Origin of the sequence: Bradyrhizobium sp. Arg816 (genome assembly GCF_029989365.1) — a bacterium.
Taxonomy (GTDB): domain Bacteria; phylum Pseudomonadota; class Alphaproteobacteria; order Rhizobiales; family Xanthobacteraceae; genus Bradyrhizobium.
Map to the genome: position 1 here is coordinate 336,929 of NZ_JAPRAQ010000005.1, position 26,058 is coordinate 362,986.

At 59.3% G+C, this 26,058-nt stretch carries 18 protein-coding genes and 1 pseudogene; 7 read left to right on the forward strand and 12 right to left on the reverse strand.

The window, feature by feature from the left end; all coding sequences use genetic code 11:
* Nucleotides 1–478: 478 nt before the first annotated feature.
* Entirely contained in the window at nucleotides 479–1,996 is a 1,518-nt protein-coding gene (locus tag OWC48_RS15590; protein WP_282520779.1) for a DUF2235 domain-containing protein, read from the reverse strand.
* A 173-nt stretch (nucleotides 1,997–2,169) separates the two neighbouring features.
* Between OWC48_RS15590 and OWC48_RS15595 the strand changes: the two genes are divergently transcribed.
* Together OWC48_RS15595 and OWC48_RS15600 are read left to right on the forward strand one after the other, a co-directional pair.
* A complete protein-coding gene (locus OWC48_RS15595) occupies nucleotides 2,170–2,370 on the forward strand; it encodes a hypothetical protein (RefSeq protein WP_282520780.1) in 201 nt (66 codons plus the stop codon).
* A gap of 485 nt (nucleotides 2,371–2,855) precedes the next feature.
* Complete coding sequence (locus OWC48_RS15600; protein WP_282520781.1) at nucleotides 2,856–3,638, forward strand: hypothetical protein; 783 nt, start codon at nucleotides 2,856–2,858, stop codon at nucleotides 3,636–3,638.
* Between the two features lie 43 nt (nucleotides 3,639–3,681).
* Here the strand turns inward: OWC48_RS15600 and OWC48_RS15605 are convergent, their stop codons facing one another.
* From OWC48_RS15605 to OWC48_RS15615, 3 genes are all read right to left on the reverse strand, one after another.
* A complete protein-coding gene (locus tag OWC48_RS15605) occupies nucleotides 3,682–5,631 on the reverse strand; it encodes an adenylate/guanylate cyclase domain-containing protein (RefSeq protein ID WP_282520782.1) in 1,950 nt (649 codons plus the stop codon).
* Nucleotides 5,632–5,932: 301 nt separating this feature from the next.
* A complete protein-coding gene (locus tag OWC48_RS15610; RefSeq protein WP_282520783.1) occupies nucleotides 5,933–7,489 on the reverse strand; it encodes an ISL3 family transposase in 1,557 nt (518 codons plus the stop codon).
* 187 nt (nucleotides 7,490–7,676) lie between these two features.
* Nucleotides 7,677–7,937 carry a hypothetical protein gene (locus OWC48_RS15615; protein WP_282520784.1) on the reverse strand — a complete coding sequence of 87 codons (261 nt, stop codon included), beginning with the start codon at nucleotides 7,935–7,937 and terminating at the stop codon, nucleotides 7,677–7,679.
* A gap of 532 nt (nucleotides 7,938–8,469) precedes the next feature.
* On the opposite strand from OWC48_RS15615, the gene OWC48_RS15620 reads away from it, so the two are divergent.
* Entirely contained in the window at nucleotides 8,470–8,670 is a 201-nt protein-coding gene (locus OWC48_RS15620; RefSeq protein WP_282520785.1) for a hypothetical protein, read from the forward strand.
* A 411-nt stretch (nucleotides 8,671–9,081) separates the two neighbouring features.
* Here OWC48_RS15620 and OWC48_RS15625 read toward each other — a convergent pair whose 3' ends face one another.
* The 5 genes from OWC48_RS15625 to OWC48_RS15645 form a co-directional block, all read right to left on the reverse strand.
* Nucleotides 9,082–10,521, reverse strand: a complete 1,440-nt coding sequence (locus OWC48_RS15625; RefSeq protein WP_282520786.1) for an undecaprenyl-phosphate glucose phosphotransferase — start codon at nucleotides 10,519–10,521, stop codon at nucleotides 9,082–9,084.
* A 153-nt stretch (nucleotides 10,522–10,674) separates the two neighbouring features.
* Complete coding sequence (locus OWC48_RS15630) at nucleotides 10,675–11,601, reverse strand: hypothetical protein (protein ID WP_282520787.1); 927 nt, start codon at nucleotides 11,599–11,601, stop codon at nucleotides 10,675–10,677.
* 192 nt (nucleotides 11,602–11,793) lie between these two features.
* A complete protein-coding gene (locus tag OWC48_RS15635; RefSeq protein WP_282520788.1) occupies nucleotides 11,794–12,936 on the reverse strand; it encodes an acyltransferase in 1,143 nt (380 codons plus the stop codon).
* Nucleotides 12,933–13,958 (reverse strand): hypothetical protein, encoded by a 1,026-nt coding sequence (locus OWC48_RS15640; protein ID WP_282520789.1) that lies wholly within the window; start codon nucleotides 13,956–13,958, stop codon nucleotides 12,933–12,935. Before OWC48_RS15640 ends, OWC48_RS15635 begins: the two co-directional genes overlap by 4 nt.
* A gap of 17 nt (nucleotides 13,959–13,975) precedes the next feature.
* Entirely contained in the window at nucleotides 13,976–15,205 is a 1,230-nt protein-coding gene (locus OWC48_RS15645) for an O-antigen ligase family protein (RefSeq protein WP_282520790.1), read from the reverse strand.
* A 90-nt stretch (nucleotides 15,206–15,295) separates the two neighbouring features.
* On the opposite strand from OWC48_RS15645, the gene OWC48_RS15650 reads away from it, so the two are divergent.
* The 3 genes from OWC48_RS15650 (at nucleotide 15,296) to OWC48_RS15660 (ending at nucleotide 18,755) form a co-directional block, all read left to right on the forward strand.
* Nucleotides 15,296–16,960 carry a hypothetical protein gene (locus OWC48_RS15650; RefSeq protein ID WP_282520791.1) on the forward strand — a complete coding sequence of 555 codons (1,665 nt, stop codon included), beginning with the start codon at nucleotides 15,296–15,298 and terminating at the stop codon, nucleotides 16,958–16,960.
* 62 nt (nucleotides 16,961–17,022) lie between these two features.
* Nucleotides 17,023–17,958, forward strand: a complete 936-nt coding sequence (locus OWC48_RS15655) for a glycosyltransferase family 2 protein (RefSeq protein WP_282520792.1) — start codon at nucleotides 17,023–17,025, stop codon at nucleotides 17,956–17,958.
* A 71-nt stretch (nucleotides 17,959–18,029) separates the two neighbouring features.
* Nucleotides 18,030–18,755: an FkbM family methyltransferase gene (locus OWC48_RS15660; protein WP_282520793.1), complete on the forward strand. Its 726-nt coding sequence runs from the start codon at nucleotides 18,030–18,032 to the stop codon at nucleotides 18,753–18,755.
* Nucleotides 18,756–18,792: 37 nt separating this feature from the next.
* On the opposite strand, the gene OWC48_RS15665 is transcribed toward OWC48_RS15660, so the two are convergent.
* The 3 genes from OWC48_RS15665 to OWC48_RS15675 all read right to left on the reverse strand — a co-directional run bounded on the left by OWC48_RS15665 (nucleotide 18,793) and on the right by OWC48_RS15675 (nucleotide 24,240).
* Nucleotides 18,793–20,082, reverse strand: coding sequence for a lipopolysaccharide biosynthesis protein (locus OWC48_RS15665; RefSeq protein ID WP_282520794.1), 1,290 nt, complete (start codon nucleotides 20,080–20,082; stop codon nucleotides 18,793–18,795).
* 203 nt (nucleotides 20,083–20,285) lie between these two features.
* Nucleotides 20,286–21,266 carry a glycosyltransferase family 2 protein gene (locus OWC48_RS15670; RefSeq protein WP_282520795.1) on the reverse strand — a complete coding sequence of 327 codons (981 nt, stop codon included), beginning with the start codon at nucleotides 21,264–21,266 and terminating at the stop codon, nucleotides 20,286–20,288.
* 394 nt (nucleotides 21,267–21,660) lie between these two features.
* Nucleotides 21,661–24,240, reverse strand: coding sequence for an Ig-like domain-containing protein (locus OWC48_RS15675; protein WP_282520796.1), 2,580 nt, complete (start codon nucleotides 24,238–24,240; stop codon nucleotides 21,661–21,663).
* A gap of 730 nt (nucleotides 24,241–24,970) precedes the next feature.
* Here OWC48_RS15675 and OWC48_RS15680 point away from each other — a divergent pair.
* A pseudogene (locus OWC48_RS15680) lies at nucleotides 24,971–25,996 on the forward strand (acyltransferase family protein); the annotation flags it as partial.
* Nucleotides 25,997–26,058 lie beyond the last annotated feature (62 nt).

Below are 26,058 nucleotides of genomic sequence, written 5' to 3' on the forward strand. Positions count from 1 at the left end.
GGAGGACAGGACTGTGCTCCTTGACAAGCATTTGAGCCTCGTCTGTTCAGCGAGACGCGTGCGACATACATCGCTCGGCTTGCGGAGGCGCCGGCGCTCGCACCGCAGTTCGCTCCCGGCTACGTCTTAGTTGAGAAAGCCCTGCATTAGCTTGCTTCTGCCGGGTCTGAAGCATCCTGGTAGGCCCCGCGCGCCGAAACGACCTCGCGCAAATTCACGAACGCCGATACCTACTTCACGGAAATTGCGAGCGGAGGGGGTCTGTGGGAGCACCTGCGTCCAGGATTAAAACCTACGTAGGGACCTTTTCGAGCCGGCGACAAATAGCGTATGAACGACGGCTTTTGACGAGCTACAAAGGGTCCGAATTGCGAGTTAGGTGGCGAGTCCACTCTCGGCATTGTGATGTGCGCGCCTCGTCTCCGCGGAGGCCGAAGGCCGTCTCGAAGGCTGCCCGACAGAACCGTTTCGTCAATGTTCAGAGCCGCCCGACATAGCCGGCATTCTCCCACTTCTGTTCAATGTCATCGGCCACGCATTGGGGCAGCTGACCCGCGCTTCCATCGAAATAGTGCTGGAAGTCGACGTGGACGCTCATGTTGTCCGGGCGGTAGGCCGCCATGCGATCGTAGAGAAGAACGGACGCCGCCTCGGAACGCCGATAGACCGATTTGTGCATCGGTGATCTCGATTCTTCCGCCTCGGGATCGATCGGCAGGTCACGAACCCCGGCCTTGAGGAAGCCTCCCGCCTGTTCATTGTGCTGGGGACCCGCGGGATTGGGCGACAGCCGTAGCACGCTGCCGTCGTGTTTTAGCCCGTCCGGAATGAGCGAAGCTCCGGCGAGCAGCCAGTTCAGCGCAACGTCCGAGAGCCGAGCCTCATTCTCGAGATAGCCGCCGCCGACATCGGCGTGCACGCCCGGAAACCAGACCTGTTCGAAGTAAAGATTGCCGTGCGCGTCTCGTTGGTCCTGCTTCTCGGCCGTGGGCGACCAGGTGACGCGCTTGAAATCGGCGCGGTTCTCGTCGATCGAGATCGCATGTTTGGCGTAGCCCACGTTGGGATTGAGGGTCGTGTCGTAGAATTTGTGCTTCGGCGGAGCGAAATGCACGGTCTGGAGGCGCTTCCAGAATCCATAGTCGGGCAAGGATGGCGCGATCTTCAGATAGTTCATGAGAAAAGCAATTAGCGCTATGGCGATGCCGAGGTAGCTCAGAATCCATGCCACCCATCCGGCCCATGGAAACACCGGCTGAAGGAAGCTACCGAGCCAGTGCAACCCCATCAGTAACGCAATGCCGGAGGTCACGAGCGCCGCGCCCAGATATTTGTGGCCAAGGGCGGCGACCGTATCGAACACGCCGATGAAGTAGGGGAAGACGTTCGCGTGCTCGGCGCCGTTGACGGTGGTTGTACTACCGTACTGCTGTCTAAATTGCGCGGCAATTGCATCTCGAGTCTCCAGCAGGAACCGCCGGTATCCAAGAATCTTGCGCGAGTAGGATGGACAGAATTGATAGACATCCTTGACCGCATGCTCGGCCAGCTTGTGGATGCTCTTTGGGTCGCGGCGCAAGGGCGAGCCATCGGGCATATGGCGAGGGACGCCGCAATAGGTCATGACCCCTGCAACCGATCGGACCGTGTAGGCGCCCCGGCTGAAACCGATCAGGAAGATCCGATCGCCTTCCTCATACAGGGCGATGATCGCGGCGTAGCAATCGACGATGTTCCGAGTGATCCCGAGGCCCGTCGCCATGCTGGCGAGATTGTACAGCCATCGCATCCAGCCAATCTTGAAATGACCGCCATCAGACGCAGAACCGAGACCGGCATCGTAGAAGGCGACCTGTTCGGATGGTTCGACCTCGTGTCGGGGCCGACGCGGCAGGCGCGGTAGACCTTGTAAACGTTCGTCCGCGCTTCGTCGAAATTGATGCCGCCGGCCTGGCCTGTGCCGTCGGAAAAGATCACAATATTCTTCGGCATTCACTCCATCCCCAAAAGTGCGATAAAAGCCAATATATATCATAGATTGTGTGAGCCCAACTGTGAGCTGGCCCACTTGCGTACAGCGCGCCGGACCAGGATATAGAGTCAACTGATCGAGAGTTGCGCCTCAATGCGGCTGTGCTAGTACGCCACTCTCGAACCGAGGAGTTAAAAGTGGCGAAGAACGCAAAGAAGACGGCTACAAAGAAGAAAACTGTGCGTCGTGAATACACAAAGGCCGACGTGAAAGAGCTGCGCGCTCATTCGAAAGCAAAGACGCCGGTTGCAAATATCTCGAAGCTCACAAAGCGCTCCGAGGGATCACTCCGCCAAAAGGCGCTCAAGCTTGGAATCCGGCTCGGTCACCAGCGCTAGAGGCGGTATCATGACGCTATTCAGTAGAGTGTTCTCGACCAGAACGCTGTTGCAAATCATCTGCGTTCTCGTCGCCGTTGTCGCAATAAAGTTGTTGAGCGCTCACTACGACTTCAGCTGGGCAACCGCAATTAGCGGTTGAACAGATATCCTGGATGGCTGAGCAGAAAAAGAAGCCCATCTCAAGGGCGAACGCTTCCCGATGGGTGCCTTCAATCAGCACAGACCGTCATGAACGGCAGACTATCGACCGCTGTGGTTGATTCTGCTGCGTTTTCGTTCGGGGTCGATCGCGTTCGTGACGTTTCGTTCCCGTTGTTTCTGGAAACCGGTGCGGTCGAATCTCGACCTTCGTTCTGTGGAACAGGAGGTCGGTGGTTCGAGCCCACCCAACTGTACCACCACTGCGGAAAACTCCGTATTCTCAGCATCTTATTGATAGACCTGACGTATTCGCGCCGCCTAAAATACAAAAGGCGCTACAAATGGCATTGCGGATGGTCGCACTAAACAGGATTGCGGATGGTCGCTGGTTTGCTCGCAAGGTCATTCCCGAAGATGTACGTATGGCGTACCAGCGCCTCTATGGTCTCAGGCGTGAAGCACACCTCAAGCTGCCAGCGGACACTCCTCGGCACGAGGCAAAGGTGCGCCTCGGAGAGTGGGAAGCCGAAGTTGAAACGCGCCTTGCGACGCTACGAGCCCAGAGGAATGGCGAAGGTCAGCCCCTTACCCGCATAAACGCAATCGCGCTCGCTGGCCGATGGTACAGCTGGTTTGTCGCGCAGTACGAGAATGATCCCGGACCTGCGAAGGTCTGGCGCGAATTGAGCGACCTTTTCGTGTGGGAAGTGATCCGCCCCGAGGCTCCTGACAGTTACGAGGAGGACCCAAGGTCCGATCCTCACTGGGATTGGGCCAAGGAGCCTGAAGTTCGCGAAGCGGTGCGGCCACGGGTCGCCGAGCAAGCGCGGGTCGCTACATTTCTGGCCAGCGAAGGCATCGCCCTGAACGCTACCGCGTATGCGCTCTTTGTGGACTCTGTCAGCGACAACCTCTTGCCCGCGTTTTCGGTGCTGGAGAAGCGCGCCAATGGCGACTACTCTCGGGATGACAACCCCGGCACTTTCCCAGAGTTCAAAGATGGTCCCACGCGGCCCTCCGGCGTGAGCTGTTGGGAATTGTTCGAGGCGTTCGTGCTTGCAGTCAAACCGGCTCCGAAGACGGTGAGCCGATGGCGCTCGGTGTTTGACTTCTTCGCATTTTGACCCATACGAGACATCAGCCTCGTCGGCAGGCGACCGCGGTTGCTCACTCCGGCAGTCCGGCTGTTCGGAGGCCGTCATCAAATTTATTCTTCAAAATAAGAAGACGCGCAAGAACAAGCGGATTATAGGACGGCAACGGTTTTTCTGACTGCCGAGCGTGCCATTGAGACAAGGTCCGGATAGGGGATTTATCGTTCGCCAGATAGCGCTGCATTGCTGCGCGCGCCTCTTCCCTTTTGCCTGCCAGGGCAAGCAATGCAGACCGCATTAATCCGATTAACAGAATATCTGGAGCAGCAGCTTCGGCCCGCTCAATCCATACAAGCGCCTGCTCAGCGTCGTTCAACATGCTGAAGGCGATGGCCTTGGCGAGATATAAGGTCGGCAGCAAGGAGGCGTGAGAAGTGAGGCGTATCGCTTTGTCGGCATAGGCCATGGCCTGTTCCGGCTCGCCGATAAAATTGTAGGCCAGAGGCAATCCAATCAGAATGGTGCTTGGGACTAACATCAGGGCGCGCTCATAAGAATCAATCGCCTCCCGATAGCGCCCCGCTACCAATAGAGCATCGCCTTTGGCCACGTGAGCCATGTGGTAACCCGGATCGATCTTTACGGCTAAGGAAGCAAGTTCGTCCGCACGCCGAGCGGCGGCTTGAATATCGGGAGCCGCAAGAAGAAAATAGCGTTGAGTGAACTTGAATGTCAGATGGGAGAGCGCGCGAACATTCTGAGGGTCGATCTCCAACGCTTGCTCGCAGAGGCCGAAGGCAGAGTCACGTTCTGATGTCCAAACCGTTCGCATGAGCGCCGCGGAGCAGCGGAAAGCGAGGTCTTCCGCATTGGGATTGGCAGCGCGAGTTTGTGCCTCTCGCGCTCTTACGTCAGTTAGCTTGATACCGATCGCAAACGCGATGCGGTGAACAATGGCATCTTGCATCTGCAAGAGGTCGGAGCGGTTTTCATCAAACCGGTCAGCCCAGACATGCGCATTGCTCTCGGTATCGATAAGCTGGGCATTCACCCGTAGCCGGTCGCCACTCGGCTGAACGCTGCCTTCCAGGGCATAGTGCACGCCGAGATCCTTGCCGATCTGCCGCACATTGATTGGCTTGCCCTTATAAGTGAAAGCGGTTGACCGGGAGATGACAAAGCTGTTCCGAAAACGCGAGAACCCGGTGGTCAGTTCGTCGCTGATGACGTCTGCCAGATAGTCCTGGCTCGCATCGCCAGATAGGTTGGCGAAGGGCAGCACCACGATGGAGAAGCCCTCATGAGGCTTTGCCAGCTGGTCCGGCAGCTGCACGGGCGTGCGGCCAAGATGGAAGTACAATGCTATGCCCACGACGCCGACGATCAGCAGGACTGCAGCTCCCATCGGCCGGGCGAATGTGCTCCAACGACGACGCACAGCCGACGGCACATTGTGCTGCGAGATTGGCTTGGCGGGTCGCGCATCATCAAGAGCGACTTGGAAGACCCGCACTGGCCGCGCGATGTTCTTCAGTTGCCGTTCGCCTGTATCCTCGAAGGTGACATCGAATTTGCCCCGAACCTGCCGGTACACGTCATCCGAGACGCAGATGCCGCCGGGCTTTGCCAATCCCTCCAGCCGCGCTGCAACATTCACTCCATCGCCGAAAATGTCATTTCGGTCTATGATGATGTCGCCGACATTGATACCGATGCGGAACTCGATGCGCTTCTCGACTGGCACCTCAGCGTTGCGCTCGGCCATTTCGCGCTGGATATCAAGAGCGCAGCGCATTGCGTCCACTACGCTACTGAATTCAGCCAACATCCCGTCTCCGGTGTTCTTGACAACCCGGCCACGGTGTTCGGCAACCTTGGGATCCACAAGAGCGCGCAGGTGGGCCTGAAGCTGGACGTGCGTGCCCTCTTCGTCCACACCGGTCAGCCGGCTGTAGCCAGCCACATCGGCCGCCAGTATTGCAGCAAGTCGCCGTTCGATGCGGTCCTGCCCCGACGCAGCCATGGCGCTGACCTCCAGCCTCCTTATACACGTAATTGCGGTCTGCGGATGCCCCGCTCCAGTACTGGCAAAGGTCTGATCGCGGGCGATGTGCGGTCATGGCCCATAGCGGCATCTCGGCCAAGCCGCACCTATGTCCGCCCTTCGTTCTAAGCGGACGTACCACACGGAAAGGCCGCACCTGAGCCTCCGAATGGGAAACCTTGGTGCGGCCCAGATACCGTTACGCTGTCAATCGGCGTTGGACTGGGACCCCCGATCGGCGTCCAAAGGGGGCTCTGACGCAATTTTGATGCGGCTCCGATTATTCTGCGCCGATTAGTCTGGCTTGAAGCAGATCGATTTTCCCGCGACCGTACATTTGACGTTTGACGAGCTTGAGGCGCGTGATCTGACCTTCAGTCTGTCCATTGGACCAAAGCGAAATGATTGCGGCCCTAACCGCCGCTTCATCTTTCGCAACGCCACTGGCGAAAGAGGCGACGAGACTGGCGCGGGCCCGCTCGATCCACGGGATGAGTCCCTCCTCAGTTTTGCGCCGGATCATCAAGTGGAATTCAGCGATGATCTCGCGCGCCTCGACCAAGGTTGATACGCCAGTCTCGATCGCCGCGACCGTGACGGTCTCCGCTTTCGTAAGTAAGTCTCGGCCGATCGTCATGAGACGTGCGATCGTTCTGGCTGACGGTATCCGCTGCAGGTTTTCTACGTCGGCCTTTTCAGCCCGTCGTCTACGAGTCGCCCACTCGCTGATGACGCGGAGCGAGCCTCGGAAGCCACGGGCCGCCAAGCGGCGCCAAAGTTCAGCCCCGTTTCGGCAGCCGGCCGCCCACTGATCATCAAGCCATGGCAGATGCTGATCGAGTGAGCTCTGCCGGGTCCGGAAGACATCATGGCGTTCGCCGCGGATCACCTGTCGCACCAGCTTCCTGCTATGGCCAGTCCGGCGCACGATCTGCTTGATGGGTATGCCGTTCTTCGACAGGGCCAGTATGGCCGCATTGCTCTCCTCGCGGCGCAGGTAGCCCTCATATTGGAGGCGCTCGGCGGCGGTGAGCAGCTTGGGATCGATCGTGGTCGCGCCAATGACGGTGCGGATCTGTCGCATCGATTTGCGGACGGCGTCGAGGAAGGCTCGGCTGGCGTTCTCCATCAGATGCCAACGATCTGCCACCTGTACCGCGTGCGGCAAAGCCTTTGCTGCGGCTTCGCCATATCCTCCACCACGGTCACGGGCGACGATCGCGATCGTGGGATGAGCAGCGAGCCACGCTTGGGCGGTTGCGGGCTCCCGATCCGGCAGCAGCGTGACAATCCGGCGCTTTTCCAGGTTGCAGATGATGCTGGCGTACCGGTGATTGCGCCGCCAGGCCCAATCATCGATGCCGATAACCCTGAGCGGGTCGGTCGGCGGACGGCTACGGCGTCGGACCACGCGCAGGAGCGTGTCTTTGCTCACCGGCAGCATCAGCCGTTTTGCGAAGCCTGCCGCTGGTCGACCACCAAGCGCCAGACCAAGGTGATGAACGATAGAGTCCAGCCTCGCCGTGCGTCGCGCTGATGGAGCCAGCATCCCCTCGGCGAAGCGCTCAGTGAAGATTTGGCGCCCGCACAGGACGGCATCGCAGCGGAAGCGGCGGGCGATTACCAGGAGCTGTACGATCCGCCCCGCGAGTGGAAGATCGGTCACGCGGCGTCGATAGCGGCTATGGACACGTCGCGAAACCGTTCCGCACGATGGGCACAGACCAATGCTTCCGGACGCCCGGACCACAACAATGGCCTTATCACCCTCGTAGTACGCACTCTCTACAACAAACCCACGCGGCACCAGACTGGAGCGGTGGAGTGCTTGCTGCATGGCGCTGATTCTCCTCCAATCAAAACGCCAGACATCCCTCGAACTGCATCAAAAGTGAGTCAGAGCCAAAGTTCGGCGCTTATTCACACGATTGAAGTCGGCTTGCTGCTAAACAGGGTAGAGCCCCCCGGCATCGTGAAATGCTTCTAGCAACGCGCTGGACCACAGCTCCATGGCTTTGGTCTTCTCAGGTAGCCGCGATATCCCGCTTCAGCTTAAACGTAAGGCTGCCCTTTCCGCCCACTTTGCCTCCTGTACCCAGCAGGCCGCCCTCTCCTTCCGTGCTCACCTCGACCTCAATTTCCATTTCCTCAAGGTGGTAGCCGGCCAACGCGTTCGGAATGCCGTCGAACGTGTCGTGCAGGGCTTCAAGAAAGTTCGTTAGATTGTTCTTCAGGGCGGTCGCGGATATCTCGCTCCGCATCCCAACCGATTTTAATGCCTTCAAGCATCACCAACCCTCGAAAGGTAGGGCTTACAAGGGCACGTCAACCGCCCGTTCGCACCCCCTGAGGGAGTAAGTCAGACTGCTGAAGGGAGTGGACTAGCGCCCGGAGGGAGTGAAAATTGCTGAAACTTGAGATGCGTCAAATCGACGTGGCCCCTCCCATCTAAATTTTCTTCATGTGGGCAAGAACAGTTGTGGGGTTTTCAATCCTTTGTATTGCTGCGCTGGACGATGTTTCGGCAAGATCCGACAACTTGGGCACGTCCTGCGGACCAATGGAGCAGGCGCTACGCGATGCAGGAGCTGGTCACACTCCTAGCGGTCTTCCGATCGGGACCGAGGGCCCGACCAGCCTTGGTGTGCCACAAGTTGCGCTCAACTTTCCCTATCATTTTGTCCCTCGCAACGTTCGCGCGGCCCCGGAATATCCCGCCACCGGCGCTAGCTCTCCGCTGCGGCTATTTACGAATTGACATAACGACCAGAACAACACGCTCAGTAGATGCGAGGCAGGCCTTTGAGTGACCCGGGGATGCTGAACATCGTGCTGGATGGGTGCAAGGCGGAGCTCCAAATTCTCCAGGCCGAGCTTGATGACTTGCTCGGCTCAAATCCGTTGGACGTGACTGCCGTTCAGGACGTCGCACGACGCACGAGCGCGGTTGCCTTAAATCTCGCAGCGGTCAGCTTTGCGATTCTGGCTGGCCGGCCGTCGGGTGATCCTGTGAACTGAGCAGTTCGCTATCCTTGGGGTAATGGACTGGAGCCATCGAAGGGATAAGATTTGCGCCGCAGTACCGACCCAGAGTGCCGGCATTATTGCCGATACCAACAATAAAACAGCAGGCTCCTTGCAGCAGGGAACGCCCATGCCGCTCCGGTCTCCACAATCGTCCCAACTTGAATCGAACCCGGCTCGGATCGAAATTGCCGCGGGATCGAGCTAACCCAATATCGGGAGGTCAAGGGCGGGTCTTGTCATACGTACCCATCCATTAGGCCCGGACGATGTCGAGCGAGACACTTACCTCACAATAGACGACTTTGGCGGTCAGCTCGGTGGCGCATGGCACGAGACCGACGTCGAAAAGCGCTGATCGCGCAACGCTGATCCGCGATATGCTGAGCCTACGATAAGAATCGCTCAATAAACGTCCTGACCCGAAAGTGCCACCACAGTCCGCATCATGATGCGGATGTCCAGCCAAATGCTCCAATTTGAGACGTACCATACGTCATACTCGACGCGCTTATTCATCAGATCGATGGTGGGTGTCTCGCCGCGCAAGCCGTTTACCTGAGCCCAGCCGGTCAGGCCTGGTTTGACGTGACGACGACAGGCGTAATTGCCGATCATCTGATCATAATAGTTGTCGTGCGCGAGAGCATGGGGCCGCGGACCTACTAGCGACATTTCTCCGCGCAGCACATTCCACAGCTGGGGCAACTCATCGATACTGGTCTTGCGCAAGATCCGGCCGGCCCTGGTAACGCGCGCGTCCTCCTTGCTTGCCTGCTTGATCTCGGGACCATTCTCCGAGACCGTCATGCTGCGGAACTTCCAGATATCGAACAACTCGCCGTTGAAACCACGGCGGGTCTGACGGAAAATGATGCTGCCTGGCGAATCCAGCTTGACGACGATCGCCGTGATGATGAGCAAGGGCGCAAGAAACAAAAAGCCGATCGAAGCAAGGCCAATATCGGTGGCGCGTTTCAAGGCTCGCTCGCCGACCGAAAGAGGCGCTCGCTGGATTTCGATCGTGACAGATCCGCCGATGGGTGCAAATGGCCGAGATACAAGGTCGGCGATCTCGGAATCCGGCAGCAGGCGGACTGGATTCGGCGCCTGACGCAAACATTGGCTCAGATGTTGAAATAGCGGCAGGTCTCGCCAGGTGAAGGCCAGCAGAAATTCGTCGGCGCCTGCGCGACCCGAGCTTTGAACGACACTCGCGAGCTCGCGCTTCATTGCGGCTGCGTCAGACTTCAGCGCAGGATCAAGGACGAAGTGACCTACGACCTGAAAGCCGTTTCTGCGCAGATCCTTGAAACGGGCTGAGGTGAAGTCAAGCGGCTCGCCGCTGATCAACACGACTCTTCGTTTGGGGGAGTGCTTGCGCGCGAAAGAAGAAGACAAGGCAAGTCGCCAAATCACGCGGTGTGCGACCAGACCAACGAAGCCGGTCGCGGTAAATAGCACGATGGTGATGCGGGATAACTCGGCGGTCGATCTCAGCAGGAAGGCGGAAAGGACGAGAATTGCGAGTGAGAGAAGCCATACGGTCGAGGTATTGCGCAACTGCAAGCTCGTGTTGGCCAGGTTGTGGTTGTCGTAATAGCCTCTGAAGAAGGCGATGGCGACGAATGCTGTCGCCACAAGGAACGCAACACCGACGGGAGGTTCCCGCTCGGCAAGTGTCGCCATGAATCTGCGGTAGATCAGGTCGGCCGCGGCGTAGCTGAGCAGAATGAGCAGAAAATCGCCAGCCACGATGAAGAATTGGAGCGGCCTCTGGAGTGAGACGCCCCGCCTTGCCGACATCGGGGATGAGGACTTCGAACCGTATGTGGTTAATGACATGAATGGCCTCATATCAAAGACTTCACGCGGAAATCATATTAGCGAGAGCAAAGGTGCTTTCAAAAATCTGCGTCGAGAGGCGACGGCCCCGATGCGATCGGCGTAGCTCCTCGCGACGTCTCGACTATCGCGAGGATGAATTGCGTATGGCTCCTATCGCGGCGCCAGGGTGCGCAGACACGGCGAGGGTCCGCTCGCAGTGCGCTGGGTGCTGGCGACAGTGGAGGGGAGCGAAGACTCGGCCAGGGGTGGGGGTGGGTCCGCGACGAACTGGGCCGTGCTACCCGAAAAGAAATAGAGTGTTGACCAATTGGTAGAGAGCTCGACCCAGTTGCTATTTCCGGCTCCTCGATTGTTGGCACCGTTGTGCAGCGCGTCCGGAGAGCGCCACCAATCGGCTCCGACATTAGCGACCACTTTCATCTCGGGATCCGTCGTCTTCATGTCGATCTGGACGTAAACGGCATCGACGGCGCCGGCGGCGTAGCTGCCGCGCCTCACGAGCCACATCAGGTCATTGCGGCCGGAAGGAGGGCCGTCGACAAGGGTGCCTCCATCCGTCTGAACTTCGACCTTCAACTGGACGGCCATGTTCTTCGCGACAATCGCGTCGAAATGGGCTCCGACGATCTCGTTCTCCGACTGGTCTTGCACCAGAACCCATTCCTTCGTGGTGCGGAGGCGAACCCATGTCTTTCCGTTGGCGACGACGATCTTGCCGTCCTTGCCCGGCGTTGTCGCCCCGAACTTTGGAAATACAGACGCTATTCCCGTGACGGCGGTGAAGTCGACGGGAGGTTCGCCGTTCTCGGGTTTGGAGGCGCCATTGCACCAGGAGGCCGTCTTTGGCGCTCCGGCAGGATATGCTTGGCTATACCCGGTGGTGTTTTGCTCGACGACGCTCGGGACGACGTTCGGCCTTTCGTTCGCGGCATCGGCACTCTTCGTAGGGAAGGTTAGAATGCCAATGATGACAAGTGCCAGGAGCCAACCTGAGATAGACCGCTCGCAGGCGCAAATCGTACGAGCCTTAGCGGTAGGTGGCGAACAGGACAGGATAGAATGGCAAGTGTCAGACATAGACCGACCCATAACCAGTTAAGCGTCTTTTGGATCGTAGGCACCGGCGGTGCTCCGGACTTGACGAACGTCAAGAATGGCTCTGCGATTGGCGATGCGGCTCGGAAGATCGGCGTTGCGAAGCATTCCGTATCGACAGAGCTGTTGGTTCCGCTCCGGAACAGCCGTGATGACTGTCGGCGTGCTGCCGCGTCAGCCCGTTTGACGCCGAAGCCCTTTGTTGTCGGGCGCCACGACGTCCGCGATCCGGCGCCTGCTGCCTCGCCCGAGACCGTCGATATAGTGCCGCGCCGGCGTTTCGATCACGACGTAGGAGAAATAGGAGATCGCGAATATGATCACCCATGAGATTGCGCAGAACACGACCATCAGTCCGGACGATGCCTGGAAGAGCTTGTCGGCGATCGCATTCATGACGATCAGGATGACGAGGGAGTGCCACATATAGATCGAGTAGGTCAGTTGACCGAGAGGAGCGAAGCGCTTCACCAGCGCCGGCGCAGTCGCTTGATCCGCCGCGATTGCCGCGATTGCAACGACATAGACGAGCCCAAGCGAGATGAGATGATGGGTGTGGGTGACCATCGAGATCGTCAACATCGTCAAAGATAATAGCAGGACGCGTCGCGGTGCTGGGATCCGAACCTTGTCGCGGAAGTAGAACAGGCAAACGCCGATCATGAAGGAGGGAAGCGCCCGGAGGGGTGGCCAAACGTCGACCCAGGAGCGATCGACCGGGTTCTGCACGAGATCGACGATGATCATTGCAACGAGCGCAAGGGAGGTTATCGCAAGGAACCGGAGCTTTGACCTGACCACCGCCCAGGCGAACAGCGGAAACATCAGATACATGACCATCTCTGCGCCGATGGACCATGATACGCTGCTGAATGAGATTCCGTTGCCGCAGGAGAACATCGAATTGAGCAGAACGGCGGTTTCAGTGATGCATCTCGCTTCGAAGGATGGCTGGTGATTTCCTGCCTTGCCCAGCGCGACGAATCCGGACCAGACGATAATCGACGCGACTAGCGTCAGCCAGTGCAGCGGCATCAGCCGGCCGACACGTCGTTGGAGGAACATCCCGTACTCGGAAAGGGTGCCCACTTTTCCCTGGTAGACATGTGCGATCACGAATCCTGAGATCGCGAAGAAGAGATCGACGAACAGGGCGAGGCCGCTCGGGAGCGTCGGCCGAATGGCAGCCGGATAAAAGAACTCGAACGAATGCCGGACGACAATGCCGACAGACGCGATGAACCGGAGCAGGTCCAGATGCAGCATCTCATCGGATGCGGCCTGCAGAGTGGGAAGTTTCCACGCGTTGACCGTCATGCTTTCACATCCAGTTTGCTCGTCTGCAGCTTGGCAGTTCTGGTCCGGCGGACTTTGACCAGTGCTCCCAGCGTCAGGGCGAAACCCAATATGCAGTCGTTCGCCATCACATGGACGGTTGTGATCGGATCGGCGAGAATGATGTGCGAGCCGGAGTTGATGGATTGCTGCGAGGCCTGTTGAGCTGGAGCCTGCTCGCCGGTCGCGTTCAGGCCGGTGTGTTTCTGCTCCCCGGAAAGCGGCGCAGGTTGAATCGGCCCCTCCTGGATGACATTCTCGCCGCTTCGGGCAGGTGCCGGAGGGCTTGCGGGCGGCGTCTCCCTCGCCAAGCCGCGCAGCGGCGGAGCCGGGCTTGCGAAAAAATCATCGGCGCTCATGGAATAGAAGCCGATCACCTTCCACTGCGTCGAGAGCTCGATCCAGTTGGTGCCGCCGACGCCCGGATTATTGCTGTGGTCGTCGAGATATGGGGCTCGTGCGTCGCGCCACCAGTCGGCGCCGACCATGGCCACAAGACGCAGGTTCGGATCGGTGACCCGCATCTCCATCTGGATATAAACGGCATCCACGGCGCCGGCTGGGTAAGTTCCGCGCGCCTTGTACCAAAAATGGTTGTTGTAGCCGGCTGGGGGCGCATCGAACGCGATCGTCGCCCCGGCCAGGGGAGTGGCCTTCATGGGAATGGCAACGTTGCCGACGAAGTCGGGGACGAAATGTCCTCCCGTCAATTGGGTATTGGCCTGGTCCTGCACCAGCGTCCATTCGCCCGCATGCTTGATGCGGACATAGGTCTTGGCGTTGGCGACCTCGACCGTCGCACCCGGATTGGAATACGGCGCCTCTCCCACCTTGGGATAGACCTGTCCCCAGCCCTCGACCGCGGTGAAATCCTTGGGCGGCGACCATAGCCCACCGTCATTCCAGCCCTGATACCAGTTGTAACTCGGGGGCACACCTGCCGGAAAGCCTTCGCTGTTCCCGGGGGTATTCTGCTTGATGAGCGCAGAGATCGAGAAATCCATCAACTGTGCTTCCTTGCTCATGCCTTGGGCAGGTCACGTGCCCGCCATTTCGGGGACGTGAACCGGCCTGCGTAGGAAAAGAACAGTGTCATCGACGTGAAATTGTCGATCAGGTTTTCGGACAGGAAGTAGATCAGAAGCACCGTGTACATTGTCTTTGCCGCCCGATCCTTCAGCGAGAAAACGATGCTGAAGACGAAGACGACGAAGACCAGGAAATTGAGCAGGCCATATTCCGCCAGGACACGAAGGTAGTCGTTGTGCGGCGGGAGTGGCAGCACGGTAAGGACGCCGGTCCGGCTCGCGCCGTATCCGAACAGTATTCCGCCGGGCCCCAGCGACGAATAGATCTGCCAGATATTGGTCCAATGGGTGATGCGAAAGAACGCGGACATGTCCGTCGTTCCAGTCAAATCGATCAGCTGCTTCGTCGTCATCCGAGCGACCGTGCTCGGGTCAAGGCTCCAGATCAGCGCGATTGCGTTCAGTCCGGTCAGAAGTCGATCGAGTGCCCCGAAAGCGTGGACCGCAATGCTGGCGCACGCCAGCAGGATGAGCACGACGAAGACCTGCGGCCGCAATGGGAAGAAGGACCAGAGGCCGATGGAGACGATGGTCGCCAGGGCCGGACCGACACGATTCATGATCGCGGCATTGATGAACTGCGCGACCAGGACCCGATTTCCGAACCAGGGGGACAGAGCGAAGAACAACGCCGAGAAGTAAAGCGCTGCGGTATTCGTGTTGGGAAAGTAGGAGAACACGTCAGGATATTCGATGCTGGTGTAGACGTGGGTCTGACCAACCACCCTGAAAATGAGCGGCAAAGCCGCAAGCATGTAGATGCCGCGCTTTTCCGGGAGTTGCATCCGCTCGGACATGCCGCGGCCGGCGACATAGAACGAATAGATCGAGACGAGCTTCAAACCATCGGATAGTTCGAATGAGCCGAAGTTCACTAGATAGCTCGTTCCCGTGAAGATGCAGGCCAGCGTCAACAGCGCATTATAGAAGTAGTTCTTTTCGTTCGTGATCAAGACGTGGTGCGCAGACCACAGGATCAGGAGCAGGCTCGTCGAGTTGCTCAGGACGTTAAATACCGTCGAGCCGGTGAGATGATAGAGGAAAGTTAGGCAATTCAGGAACACCAGGCCAAAGCAGGTGACCACGAAGAAGCGGCCCTGCATGGTCGTTAAACCGGAAGCGAGGTGCGGCGTTCCCTCCCTTCCCAGAGCTAGATCGTTCACGGCAGGCGTACTCCGCGCTTCTGACCTTTCGGTTCCGCGTCGTCCCTTCGAACGGGAGCGCCCTATCCGGCACCGATCTGTCGGATCAACATGTCGGCAATTGCCGGGTCTGAGTTGACGGTCGTCAATACCCGCCCGAGCGCTTGGGTGGACCGTGGGCTGTCACAAGAATTGGGGGCAACCGTGGAACGTGGCACGAGCAGTGTATTGGCCAGTGCATTCGGTCTGTTGTGGCGTCGGCAATGGGTCATCTATCTGTGCCTGTTGCTGACGTCCGGCGCGGCCTTTCTGTACTACGCGGCGGTTGGCGACCGCTATGAAGCCTATGTCCTGCTTCGTGCCGGGCAGGGCATCAAGGAGCGATCTGCCACGAATGCGGCGACCTCACCATTCGGAGAGGGCGTCGACCTCCAAAGCCGAATGGAATCCCTGTCGCGCATCGCCAAGATCGATCAGGTCATCCTCGAAGCGGCGAAGAACGTCGGCTACGAGAGGCTATCGGCCGACTCGAATCCGACGCTTCTGGCCAGATTCATGGCATGGGGAAGGGAGATCGATCTTCGGGACGTCTTCACCAGGGAGTCTGCAGACCAGAAGGCACAGGCGAAGCCGGTCGACGAAACGGAAGAGGACATCGAGCGCAACCAGGCGGGCATTCTCAGCTTGCGGGACCGGGTGAATGCGAAACAGGAAGGGCGCTCGGATCTGCTGAAGATAACGTTTCGCCACAAGGATCCGGTGATCGCCGCGAGCTATCTGAACGAGCTCGCCAACGCGTTGGTCACCGTGCAAAGCCTCGACGTGCAAATGCCGGGCGCTCAGGAGTTTTTCCAGGCACAAACGAAACGGCTGGAGGAGGAAGCCGAGGTCGCGGCTGCGGACCTGAAGCGCTTTTCCGTCGAGGCCTCGATTTATGCCGTCGACGACCAGCGGCAGTTGCTTCTCAAACGAGCCAGCGACCTTTCTGCGCAGATTGCCACGACGCGAGGAACGATCGAGGACAAGAAGGGACAGAAATTGTCGATCGCCGATCAGCTGTCGATCTTGCGGCCAGTTGCACAGAACAAGACCGTCAGCCGGATGGTGACCACGCTCGGAGGGCAAGATACACGCAAACCGCTCGATCCGGTCACAAAGCCGCCGGATCAGTTTGAGGAACAGCCGCCGTTGCTTCTGATCAAGGTCTACCAGGACAACATGGCATCACTGATGAAGCTGAATGCCGAACTCAATGGTCAGACCGAACTCCTCAATCAGCTCGGCACAGAGCTCGAGAAAGTGAACAAGGAGCTGGCGTCGCTCTCTGCGAAAGAGGCGGAATACGGAAGATTGAAGCGGGTTCTCACAACCGCATCGTCGGCTGCCGCTCAGTACGCGACTCGTATTCTCGAAGAGCAGATCAGCTCTGAGGTCGCCAAGAAGAGCCAGCTCTCCTCTCTTAGAGTGGTGCAGAAGGCGATAACGCCGACGGCCCCGGTGTTCCCGCAAGTCTCGCAACTCGTCGCACTGGCGATTGCTGGCGGAATTCTGCTCGGCCTGGGCGGCATTTTCGGTCCAGAGATTGCCAAGAGCACCATGTCTCCAGCGTCAAACCAGGCCACCGCGGTTGCGGATCAGGATCATGTCACGAATCTGTTGATGGCCGCCCAAAGAGGAGATCGGGTGAGGGGGCTCTATCCAGCCGGGTGGGCTGAGTATGAGGACAACGGCGCCGGCACTGCGCGATCGTTCAGAATGCCGCCGCTCAAGGGATGAACGCAGTGTGCCGTGCGGGTGAGTGCCACCTGATGCGTTGGTAGCCGTCGCCGGTACAAAGGGTGATCCGCGACATGAAGATATTCAGCATTTGCTGCGTTCGAGACGAGAATGACATTGTCGAGGAGACGTTGAAGGCGGCTCTTGGGTGGAGCGATCGGATCTTTATCTTTGACAACGGAAGTGTCGATGGGACCTGGGAGACGCTCCAGGATCTCGCCAATTGCCACCCCAGAATCGAGCTCGTTGGCCACGACGACAGGACGTTTACCGACGAACTCCGTGGAGACATATTTGAAACGCGACGCCACGTTGCTTCTCCGGGAGACTGGTGGTGCAGGCTCGATTCCGACGAGTTCTTCATCGATCATCCGGCCCGATTCCTCAAGGACGTGCCCCAGAACTACGGCTTCGTTCTCTCGGCGACGATGAATTTCTACTTCACAGATGCCGATTTGAGGAATTACGAGGAAAACCCGGCAGAATGGCTCGCCCGCCCCGTGCAGGAGCGCCTCAGATACTATCAGAACAATTGGAGCGAGCCGCGTTTCGTCCGTCATCGGCGCGATCTCCGCTGGGGCGGACTGATCTGGCCACATAATCGCGGACGCACATATCCGTCACGGATACGGTTGAAGCACTTTCCATACCGCTCGCCGGCCCAGATATCCAAGCGGCTTGCGATCCGCCAACAGCAGCCGGGGCTGTTCAAGCACGAGGCAAATCGGGTGCTTGCGAAGGGTCTTCAGCCTGACTGGGCGGACAGCGCTCCAACGCCGCAGCATGAGCTCGCCTTCTGGCGCGATCGCGTGAGAGAGGCTGCCGAATGTGATCTCGATCAGGGCGATGGAGTCTTCTTCACGCGCGACGATCTGATGCCCCCCCTTCCGTCGCCGGCCCTGGACCTGGTGAAGGTTGGGCTGCGGCGGACCCAACTGGGCAGGGCAATTGTGTCGCCGCTCCTGAGATGGCGACGAAGCCAATTCGGCTGGCGGTGAGCCGTCTGTCCCACCCACACGCGATATCGACCACCTGGTCGAACTTGACTGAACCCAACAGGAGCAGAGACATGATGGTGAAGGATCGACTGAAATCGTTCGTCAGATCAGCTGGATACGAGATTCGCCGTCATCATCCGAATTTGACGGAGTTTCTCCAATCCCGCTCTGTAAACCTTGTTCTCGACGTCGGTGCGAACGAAGGCCAGTTCGGGCAGGATCTCAGAGCGCAGGGTTATTCGGGCAAGATCGTCTCCTTTGAGCCTGTGGTTGACGTGTTCAAGAGTCTCGAGAAAGGGTGCGCCGCCGACCAGAAATGGGAGTGCCGGAATACTGCGCTTGGTGACGCCAATGGCATTATCCAGATCAACGTGAGCAAGAACACCGCGATGAGCTCGATCGTCAGCCAGACGGAGATCGGTCGCGCCAGCATCTACGAATCCCAAGTGGTTCGCGTCGACCAAGTCCCGATCGCCACGCTTGACTCGATGTTCGCGGAATTCGCCGGCGAGCGCGTGTTCCTGAAGGTCGACACGCAGGGGTTCGAGCAGAGCGTCCTGCGTGGAGGCGCAAACTCGCTTCATAACCTGCTTGGCGTTCAGCTCGAATTGCCCCTGATCCATCTCTATGAGGACACCTGGAAGTTCGATGAAGCACTCCGCTTCATGCGAGAGGCTGGCTTTACGCTGAGCCAGTTGCGCCCGGTGACGTATTACTCCCGGGATCCCGCATCGTTGCTCGAGGTCGACTGCGTATTCAGGCGGACCAAATATGCCGGCGGTGTCAGCCGTCCCTGACGGCTGGACATTCACGGGAACGCTCTGAACCTCTGAACTAGACGCCCGCCCGGCGGGAATAGACGTTTGAGACAGGGAAGCCGAACAGCAGCCAGTAGCGCCACAAGGTCATGATGAGCGAGGCCAGGAGGATCGCCGCTCCGGCGCCATGGAGCCCAGCGATGGGCAACAGCGCCAATTGCGCCAGCACAAGTACGCCGACCGAGGCGAGGTTCGTGACCGTCGTCAGGCGGTCAAGATGCGCCGTAAACAAGGCCAAGGCCCCGAAATCGGCCATGTAACGAACGGCCAGTCCCGCCACGATCAGCCAGAATGCCGACAGTTGGGCGATGAGGGCTGGCTGTGGGGCAACCCAAGGCAGAAGCACCTGGAATGTGAACCCAACCGCCGTGCTGAGCGCAACGGTCGCGAGCGTCGTCGTCTGCAGGAAACGCCAGGCCAGCTGACGATGCGCCGAGGGGCCGCTGGTCCGATATGCGCTGATCAGCGATGGGCGCTGCTTCTGTTGCAGAACCAGACCCAGAAAGGTGGTTGCGGAACTGCCGACCGTCCAGAAAAGGAAGTAGACGCCGGCGACTTTCAGGCCCAGGAACAGTGTGATCAGGTAACGGTCGATATATTGGCTCGTAATGAATCCGAGGTCGCTCAACAGCATCAGATAGGACCTGCGGATCGCGTCGGTGATCACGGCAACCCGGAACGGACGGGAAAAGGAAGCCAGCCATGGCCATGACCGGCTCAGGAAGGCGAACAGTCCCACTGAGGCGGCGCCTCCCACCAGCCAGAAGCCGAACAGATACGGAAGCGATCTGAAGCTTGTGTCCCAGATGGCGAGCGGGACAAAGACGAGAATCCAGGCCCCGCCACGAATGAAGCCGATGGCGTTTGCCCAGATGTGGCGCTGCAAGCTGGAAAGGAGGTAGAAAATGTCGTTGCCCACGTGCTCGAACGCGATCACGGCGACGATGAGGATCCAGAGAGACGTGGTGCCGAGGAGGACGGTTACCAGCGCCGCGATCGTCAGAAGAGCCGTGTACGAGAAGCCCACGAAGCCCCAATAGTGGCGCATGCTGTCGATCATATCGTCGGTAGAGGCCGTGACGGCGTCGCGCATGAGCAGGTGGTTCATACCAAGATTGACCACGATCGGGACGGCTGCGATCGCGCCGGCGGCGAGGCCATAGAGACCCAGCGACGACAGGTCGAGATAGCGGGCGATGAACAGCGCGAGGCCGAATTTGCAACCCATGACGCTCGCCCGCATGGCCATGACCATGAGATCGACGAGAAGGCGTCTGGATGAAGCAGGCAAGGCTGTTGTGCTCATGATGCGGGCAGTGAATCAGGCATAAAAACCACCATCGCGCTCTTTCGCGTCCTGTCCGCTCGATCGGGCAATCAACGACTCCCGGGCAGCCTAGGGCGCGAGAGCCGGACGAATTTGAGAGGCATCAATAACGGTTTAGGCCGGTCAATCGTGGCCGACTGTGCCGGTGCAGAATTCGCTGGCGGCCGGCCAGGTTCGTGCTGTCAAGCGAGTTGTTCGGTGGTGCCTCGCCTCAAGCGACGCAGGCGGGCGGCGAGAAGCGGAGGACAAAGGGCGACAGCAACGAAGCGAAGGATGGCCTGCAGGCTTACGCCGCGAAAATCCCGGCGGAACTGCCAAGCCACGCTCGCCATCTCCGCGATGCTCGCCCCGCCCTTGCGGAAATCGGTCAACGTGATCAGTCCCCGACGTGCAAAGCAGCGCCTGGCCTGGAGCTGGATGGTCTTGCGCAGCTGCATGTCCTGCACACAGGATCCCGCGGTGTGCGCGATCAGATCGGCGACCTTGCGACCGTCCTCCAGCAGCTGTTCCACTCCCAGTCGAGCCGTCTCGGAATCGTCGTGATAGGTGTAGGTCGCGCAAGCTTCGTTGACGAGACCGGCCTTGCCGAGAAGAAGCAGCGGTGCCCATGCGGCAACGTCGGCGGTGTGTGGCAGATCCAGCGGGATGCCGCCACGCTCGCGCAGGAGGTCGGTGTTCATCATCACGCCGCATACATTGACGGTGATCTGGTCGGTCAGGAATGCATTCAGAATCGTGGCTCCGTCCCGGACGCCGGTATCGAGAGTCCGGCTGGCGCGCGGAGGGCGCGTCTGGCCGAGCGAGGCCGCATGCAGATTGCTCAGCGTGATGACGACTGGAAGTTGCGGCTGTTGTTCGATGAGGGCGACGCATCGCTCGAGCAGAGAAGGCATGATTCTGTCGTCATCGGAGACGAGAATGATGTAATCGCCGCGGGCATTCGCGACACATGCATTCCAGTTCGGAAGCAGGCCGATGTTCGTTTCCTGGGTGATGACGCGCAGCCGCGGATCGCTGAATTCGCCCGGGATCCGTGCGGTATCGTCCGGCGACGCATTGTTCGAAACGAGAACCTCGAAATGAGGGTAGGTCTGCGCCAGCGCCGATGCGATGCATCCCTTCAGGAGTGCGGCCCGGTTATACGTGGGAATTGCGATCGTCACGTAAGGATGGCCTGTCGCGGTTGGAAGCGCGCGATCGGCGGCCGCACCGGCATGATTGTGCGGGGGAAACTCCACGATGTTTGCCGAATTTGCCGTGGGATGTGGGATCATCCGACGTGTCGCCGCGTCAATCGCCATGAGGCGCTTGATCTCGCCCGACCTAGTTTCCGATCGGAAGTAGAATTGCTCGGATGCACGGCCGGCTCCTTCCACGTGTGAGATCGCGCAACGGCGTCATGGACGGCGAACAGCATCATTCTGGGCGCGCCCGGGGTCATCTAAACTGCGGCAGGCCGGGCCGAGTTGACGGCTATCAATTCCGTCTCTCGAAGCAAAAACGGGGCGCCGTGAAAAACGGCGCCCGCGAACTTGGTTCTATCCCGTCGCCGGAAAGCTAGTGTTGGGCGGGCAAGGAGAGCGTCTGCGCGAGTGAAGCGTTCGGGTCGGTTACAAGCGGCCCGTTCGTCACTGCGCTGGTTTTGGTCGCATCGGTCGCACTATATTGGCTCATCAACGCGACCGCCTGGTTTGCAGTGTTCAGCAGCGACGCCGAGGCAGAGCCTGCCGGCTTCGCAACCAAAGACACGTTGTCGTAGAGCGCACCGAGCCCGTCACTGCTCTGGCCCGCAACTTCGCGGAACGTCACGCGGTCCTGTCCGCCCGTGCCGGTCACCGTGAAATCATAATTCTTCCACGTGCCGTCCGGCGGTACCACTCCGACGACCGATCCGTTCCAGAGCACTTCGATCGAGCAGGTCGAGCTTGTGAACCCCGGCCGCGAACGCGCGTCGAGGGAAAGAACGTACTGCTGCCCGGCCACGGTTTTCACATCCTGGTAAAGTCCGTCGCGGGCTCCAGCGTAGTCCAGTTCGCCGAAATTGACGCCGTCGGTTGCCTTCACGCCATTCAGATTGTTCCAGAGCTCGATGGTTCCGCCACTGATGGCGTGCCAGCCCGGAATGGCATCGAAGGCACCCCAGCGGCCGTCGAGGAGGGGCGCCAGCGAAGAGGATTCGAACGATCCGTTCACCAGAAGGTTCTTGTCCGCTGACTGTGGCGGTGGATCGACCGGCTTCGCCGTGGCGGTGAGCTGGATGTTGTCGTACATGGCACCGAGGCCGTCGCTGCCCTGGCTGACGACTTCGCGGAAGGTCAGGCGATCATTGCCGCCGGTGCCTACGACGTTGAAGTCGTAGGTGTCCCAGGTGCTACCGGGCGGGACGGTCGCAATGACCGAGTTATTCCACAATATCTCGATCGAGCAGGTCGCGCCGGTGAAGCCGGGTCGCGAGCGAGCATCGAAAGACAGTTGGTAAGTTTGTCCGGCGACGGTCTTCACGTCCTGGTAGAAGCCATCTCGCGCACCGGCATAGTCGAGCTCACCAAAATTGCCGCCGTCGGTCGCCTGGACGCCACCGAGGTTGTTCCAGAGTTCGATCGTTCCGCCGGAGATCGCAGTCCAGCCCGCCACCGACTGGAACGCACCCCAACGGCCGTCGGCGAAGGGCGCGAGAGTCGTTGCCTCGAACGATCCGTTGACGAGCAGGTTCTTGCCATCTGCCGGTGGCGAAGTGACGGGGCCGCCCACGGTCACGTTCAGGGCAGCAGATTTCGTGCTGACGTTACCCGCGGCGTCAGTGGCCATCGCTGCAAAAGCGTGGCTGCCGGCCGCCAATTGGCCCGTTGTCAGGCTCCAGGCGCCGCTCGCGTCAGAAGTGGCCGTGCCAATCACGATCGTTCCCTCGACGACCCTGACCGTGCTGCCGGCTTCCGCCGCGCCGCTCAACGTCAACTGCCCGGTGTTCGTCGTCTTGGCCGCGGCGGTAACAGCACCCGGTGCCGTGATCGTGGGGGCCGCCGGCGCCAGCGTATCCACGCGCATGCTGAGCGAAGCGGATGTGCGACTGACGTTGCCCGCCGCGTCCGTGGCGGTTGCGGTGAAGGCGTGATTGCCGTCCGACAATTGGGCCGTGGTCAGGCTCCAGCTGCCACTTGTACCGGCTTTGGTCGTGCCGACCACGGTGGAGCCTTCAAGCACCTTGATGGTGCTGCCCGCCTCAGCCGTTCCGCTCAACGTCAATTGCTTGGCGTTGGTGATCTTGTCTCCGGTGGTACCTGTGTCCGGCGAAATCGTCGCTATCGTGGGCGCTGCCGGAGCCAACGTGTCGGGAGACGTGACCGGGGGCGTTTGAGGAGATCCAAGCAGCGGCGGCGGCAAGTCTGCCTGGAACGCCGTAGTGCTCAGGGAATAGTAGCCGATCGTCTTCCACTGGGTCGAAAGCTCAACCCAGTTGCTGCCTCCGACACCTGGATTGTTGCTGTGGTCGGCAAGAAATGGTGCCGTGCCGTTGCGCCACCAGTCCACGCCGACCATGCCCACCAGCTTCGCGTTGGCGTCGGTCGTTCTCATGTCCATCTGGACGTAGACGCCGTCGACCGTACCGGCCGCGTAGGTGCCGCGCGATCCATACCAGAAATGATCGTTGTATCCGGTCGTCGGCGCATCAAAGCTCGCCGCTCCGTTCGACAGGCGGGTCACCGTCATCGGGTATGCCGAATTACCCGCGAAGTCAGAGACGAAATGGCCGCCGCCGATGCCAAGCTTCGACTGGTCCTGGACCAGCACCCACTGACCGGTCTCCTTGATGTGCACGTAGGTGACTGCCTTGGCGACTTCGACGTCAGCGCTTGGAGACGCAGGAGCACCTTCTTCCGTATAGACCTGGCCCCAGCCTTCCACCGCGGTGAAGCCGGCCGGCGGTGTCATCTGACCGCCGGGATTCCAACCCTTGTACCAACTGTAGCTGTGCGGAACACCCGCAGGAAACGCCTCGCTCTGCCCGAGCGTGTTCTGTTTGATCAGCTCTGATAACGAAATCCCCATTTCACCTTCCCAGTCTTTCGATTTTTTGGATGTGAGACAGCACTCAAGGCTGACCGCGGATTGCGAGGCCAGAAGGAGCGCCGACGTCACGTCGTTCGCGCCTACCAAACGCTGTTTCTGCTGATACTCGACAGGTGCAAGAATCGGCCTGACGCCCTGCGGCCATTAACTCGCATTACGAAATCGGACTTGCCGAATCACTCTGAGCCTTTCCCGAAAGGATGAACTAAGCTGCGATAAAGTTCAATCACGAGGCGCAATGAAATCCACGTAGCTCCACGTGATTGCACTCATTTCGAGCAGCGACTGTCACAAGCAGCGACCTGCAACAGGGTTAACGCTTGCAACAGAATCTGTCGTCAATGTGATTGATTTGTTGCGGAATGGGGTAGCACTGAGGCACTCCTCCATCATTGCTGGATCATCGCGATATCTGCCTCAAGAGGCAGCAGGGCCTGTTTAATTGCCACCGCCGCTATCGCGAGGAAATACCGCTTGTTTTCGTCTTTCGTGCGTCGTGGGCTGGTCGCATGTTGGGCGCATCGCGTCGAATTGTCCTGCCTCGGTGTGCCGCATGGCTCCTCTGACATTTGAAACTTCGCGCATCGGCATTTCCTGACGAATGCGATCCTCGCCATCCCTGCGACGAGAGGTATTCGCGTCTGCCGCCGCTGCACCGCTCATTATTGAGCATCGTCAACTCGACTGGAAAGCTCGGGATTAAGCGGGAAGGCTGGCGTCTCTTCGGTGGTTCGAAGTGGTTCGAGACGGAAGGCATCACGTGATCGGCTTTCGCGCACAGACCGGAATTTCGAATGTCGTGTCGGATTGGCTCGATCTCGCACGCGGCCTTGCGGCAGTCGAAGTCCTGGCATTTCATTCCTATCAGCTGATGTTCATGGAGAAGCTGCCGGACGAGAGTTACGGTCCGGAAATCAGAGCGGTCTATTCCATGCTGTGGGCAATCAGCGCGAATGGCCCCGCGGCCGTCCTCGTGTTCTTCGTCCTGAGCGGGTATCTCGTCGGTGGGCCTGCCTTGGTCAGAAGCTCGCAAGGACGGCTGAACGCCGTCGATTATTTCTCCGCGCGCCTATCGCGTCTCTACCTCGTTCTCCTGCCGGCGCTGACGATATCCTTTTGCCTGTACATCTCGGCACGGCAGTCGACGGGGTGGCAGACCTACGTGTCCTCGCACCAGGATGTCTATAACAGTGCGCTCATTTTCCGCGCGCCTGTCAGTGCGGCGGCCGCGATCTGCAACGGCCTGTTTCTCCAGTCGATAGCCTGTTCGGAATTCGCGGGAAATGCCGCCCTCTGGAGCCTGTCGAACGAATTCTGGTACTATGTGCTGTTTTTTGCGCTGATCTCGGTGCGCAAGAAGCCAGCTTACGTCACAATGATCGTCGTCGTCTTCGGGCTGTTTGCGCTCGCAGAGCATCACGACGACAGCGGCACGCATGTGGGTCTGAAGTTCATCTTTTTCTTTTTCATCTGGTGCCTCGGCGTGATCGCCTACGCGTTGGTTGCGCCGGCCTGGGCGTGGTGCTGCGGCTTCCTGTTGAGTGCAACGGGACTGTATCTTCTCACAATGAAGGGCCTCTTCCCGCAATGGGCCGCGTTCAGCATGGCGGTCGGATTGGGCACAACCGCAGTCATTGTCGCCATAGACCATCTGAAGGTATCGCTGCCCTCATTTCTTCGCGCCGGCAGGGAGTTCGCAAAGTTCAGCTTTTCCCTTTATGCGATTCACTATCCGATCCTGCTGCTCCTGAACGCCACAGTCGCCAGTGATCGCCAGGAATTCACCTTCGCTTCGGTCGGACTCAACGCAAGTTTCATCCTGTCGTGCCTGCTCACCGCGACCATCTTCTATTTTATGTTCGAAAGCCGTACGCTGGCCGTCCGTGA

What these genes read in the sequence shown, in the direction of transcription:
- OWC48_RS15650 (WP_282520791.1), top strand. Translation starts at nt 15,296, where the DNA reads ATGTCGGCAATTGCCGGGTCTGAGTTGACGGTCGTCAATACCCGCCCG.
- OWC48_RS15610 (WP_282520783.1), bottom strand. Translation starts at nt 7,489, where the DNA reads ATGCAGCAAGCACTCCACCGCTCCAGTCTGGTGCCGCGTGGGTTTGTT.
- OWC48_RS15635 (WP_282520788.1), bottom strand. Translation starts at nt 12,936, where the DNA reads ATGACGGTCAACGCGTGGAAACTTCCCACTCTGCAGGCCGCATCCGAT.
- OWC48_RS15660 (WP_282520793.1), top strand. Translation starts at nt 18,030, where the DNA reads ATGATGGTGAAGGATCGACTGAAATCGTTCGTCAGATCAGCTGGATAC.
- OWC48_RS15600 (WP_282520781.1), top strand. Translation starts at nt 2,856, where the DNA reads ATGGCATTGCGGATGGTCGCACTAAACAGGATTGCGGATGGTCGCTGG.
- OWC48_RS15630 (WP_282520787.1), bottom strand. Translation starts at nt 11,601, where the DNA reads ATGTCTGACACTTGCCATTCTATCCTGTCCTGTTCGCCACCTACCGCT.
- OWC48_RS15665 (WP_282520794.1), bottom strand. Translation starts at nt 20,082, where the DNA reads ATGAGCACAACAGCCTTGCCTGCTTCATCCAGACGCCTTCTCGTCGAT.
- OWC48_RS15620 (WP_282520785.1), top strand. Translation starts at nt 8,470, where the DNA reads ATGCTGAACATCGTGCTGGATGGGTGCAAGGCGGAGCTCCAAATTCTC.
- OWC48_RS15605 (WP_282520782.1), bottom strand. Translation starts at nt 5,631, where the DNA reads ATGGCTGCGTCGGGGCAGGACCGCATCGAACGGCGACTTGCTGCAATA.
- OWC48_RS15625 (WP_282520786.1), bottom strand. Translation starts at nt 10,521, where the DNA reads ATGTCATTAACCACATACGGTTCGAAGTCCTCATCCCCGATGTCGGCA.
- OWC48_RS15640 (WP_282520789.1), bottom strand. Translation starts at nt 13,958, where the DNA reads ATGGATTTCTCGATCTCTGCGCTCATCAAGCAGAATACCCCCGGGAAC.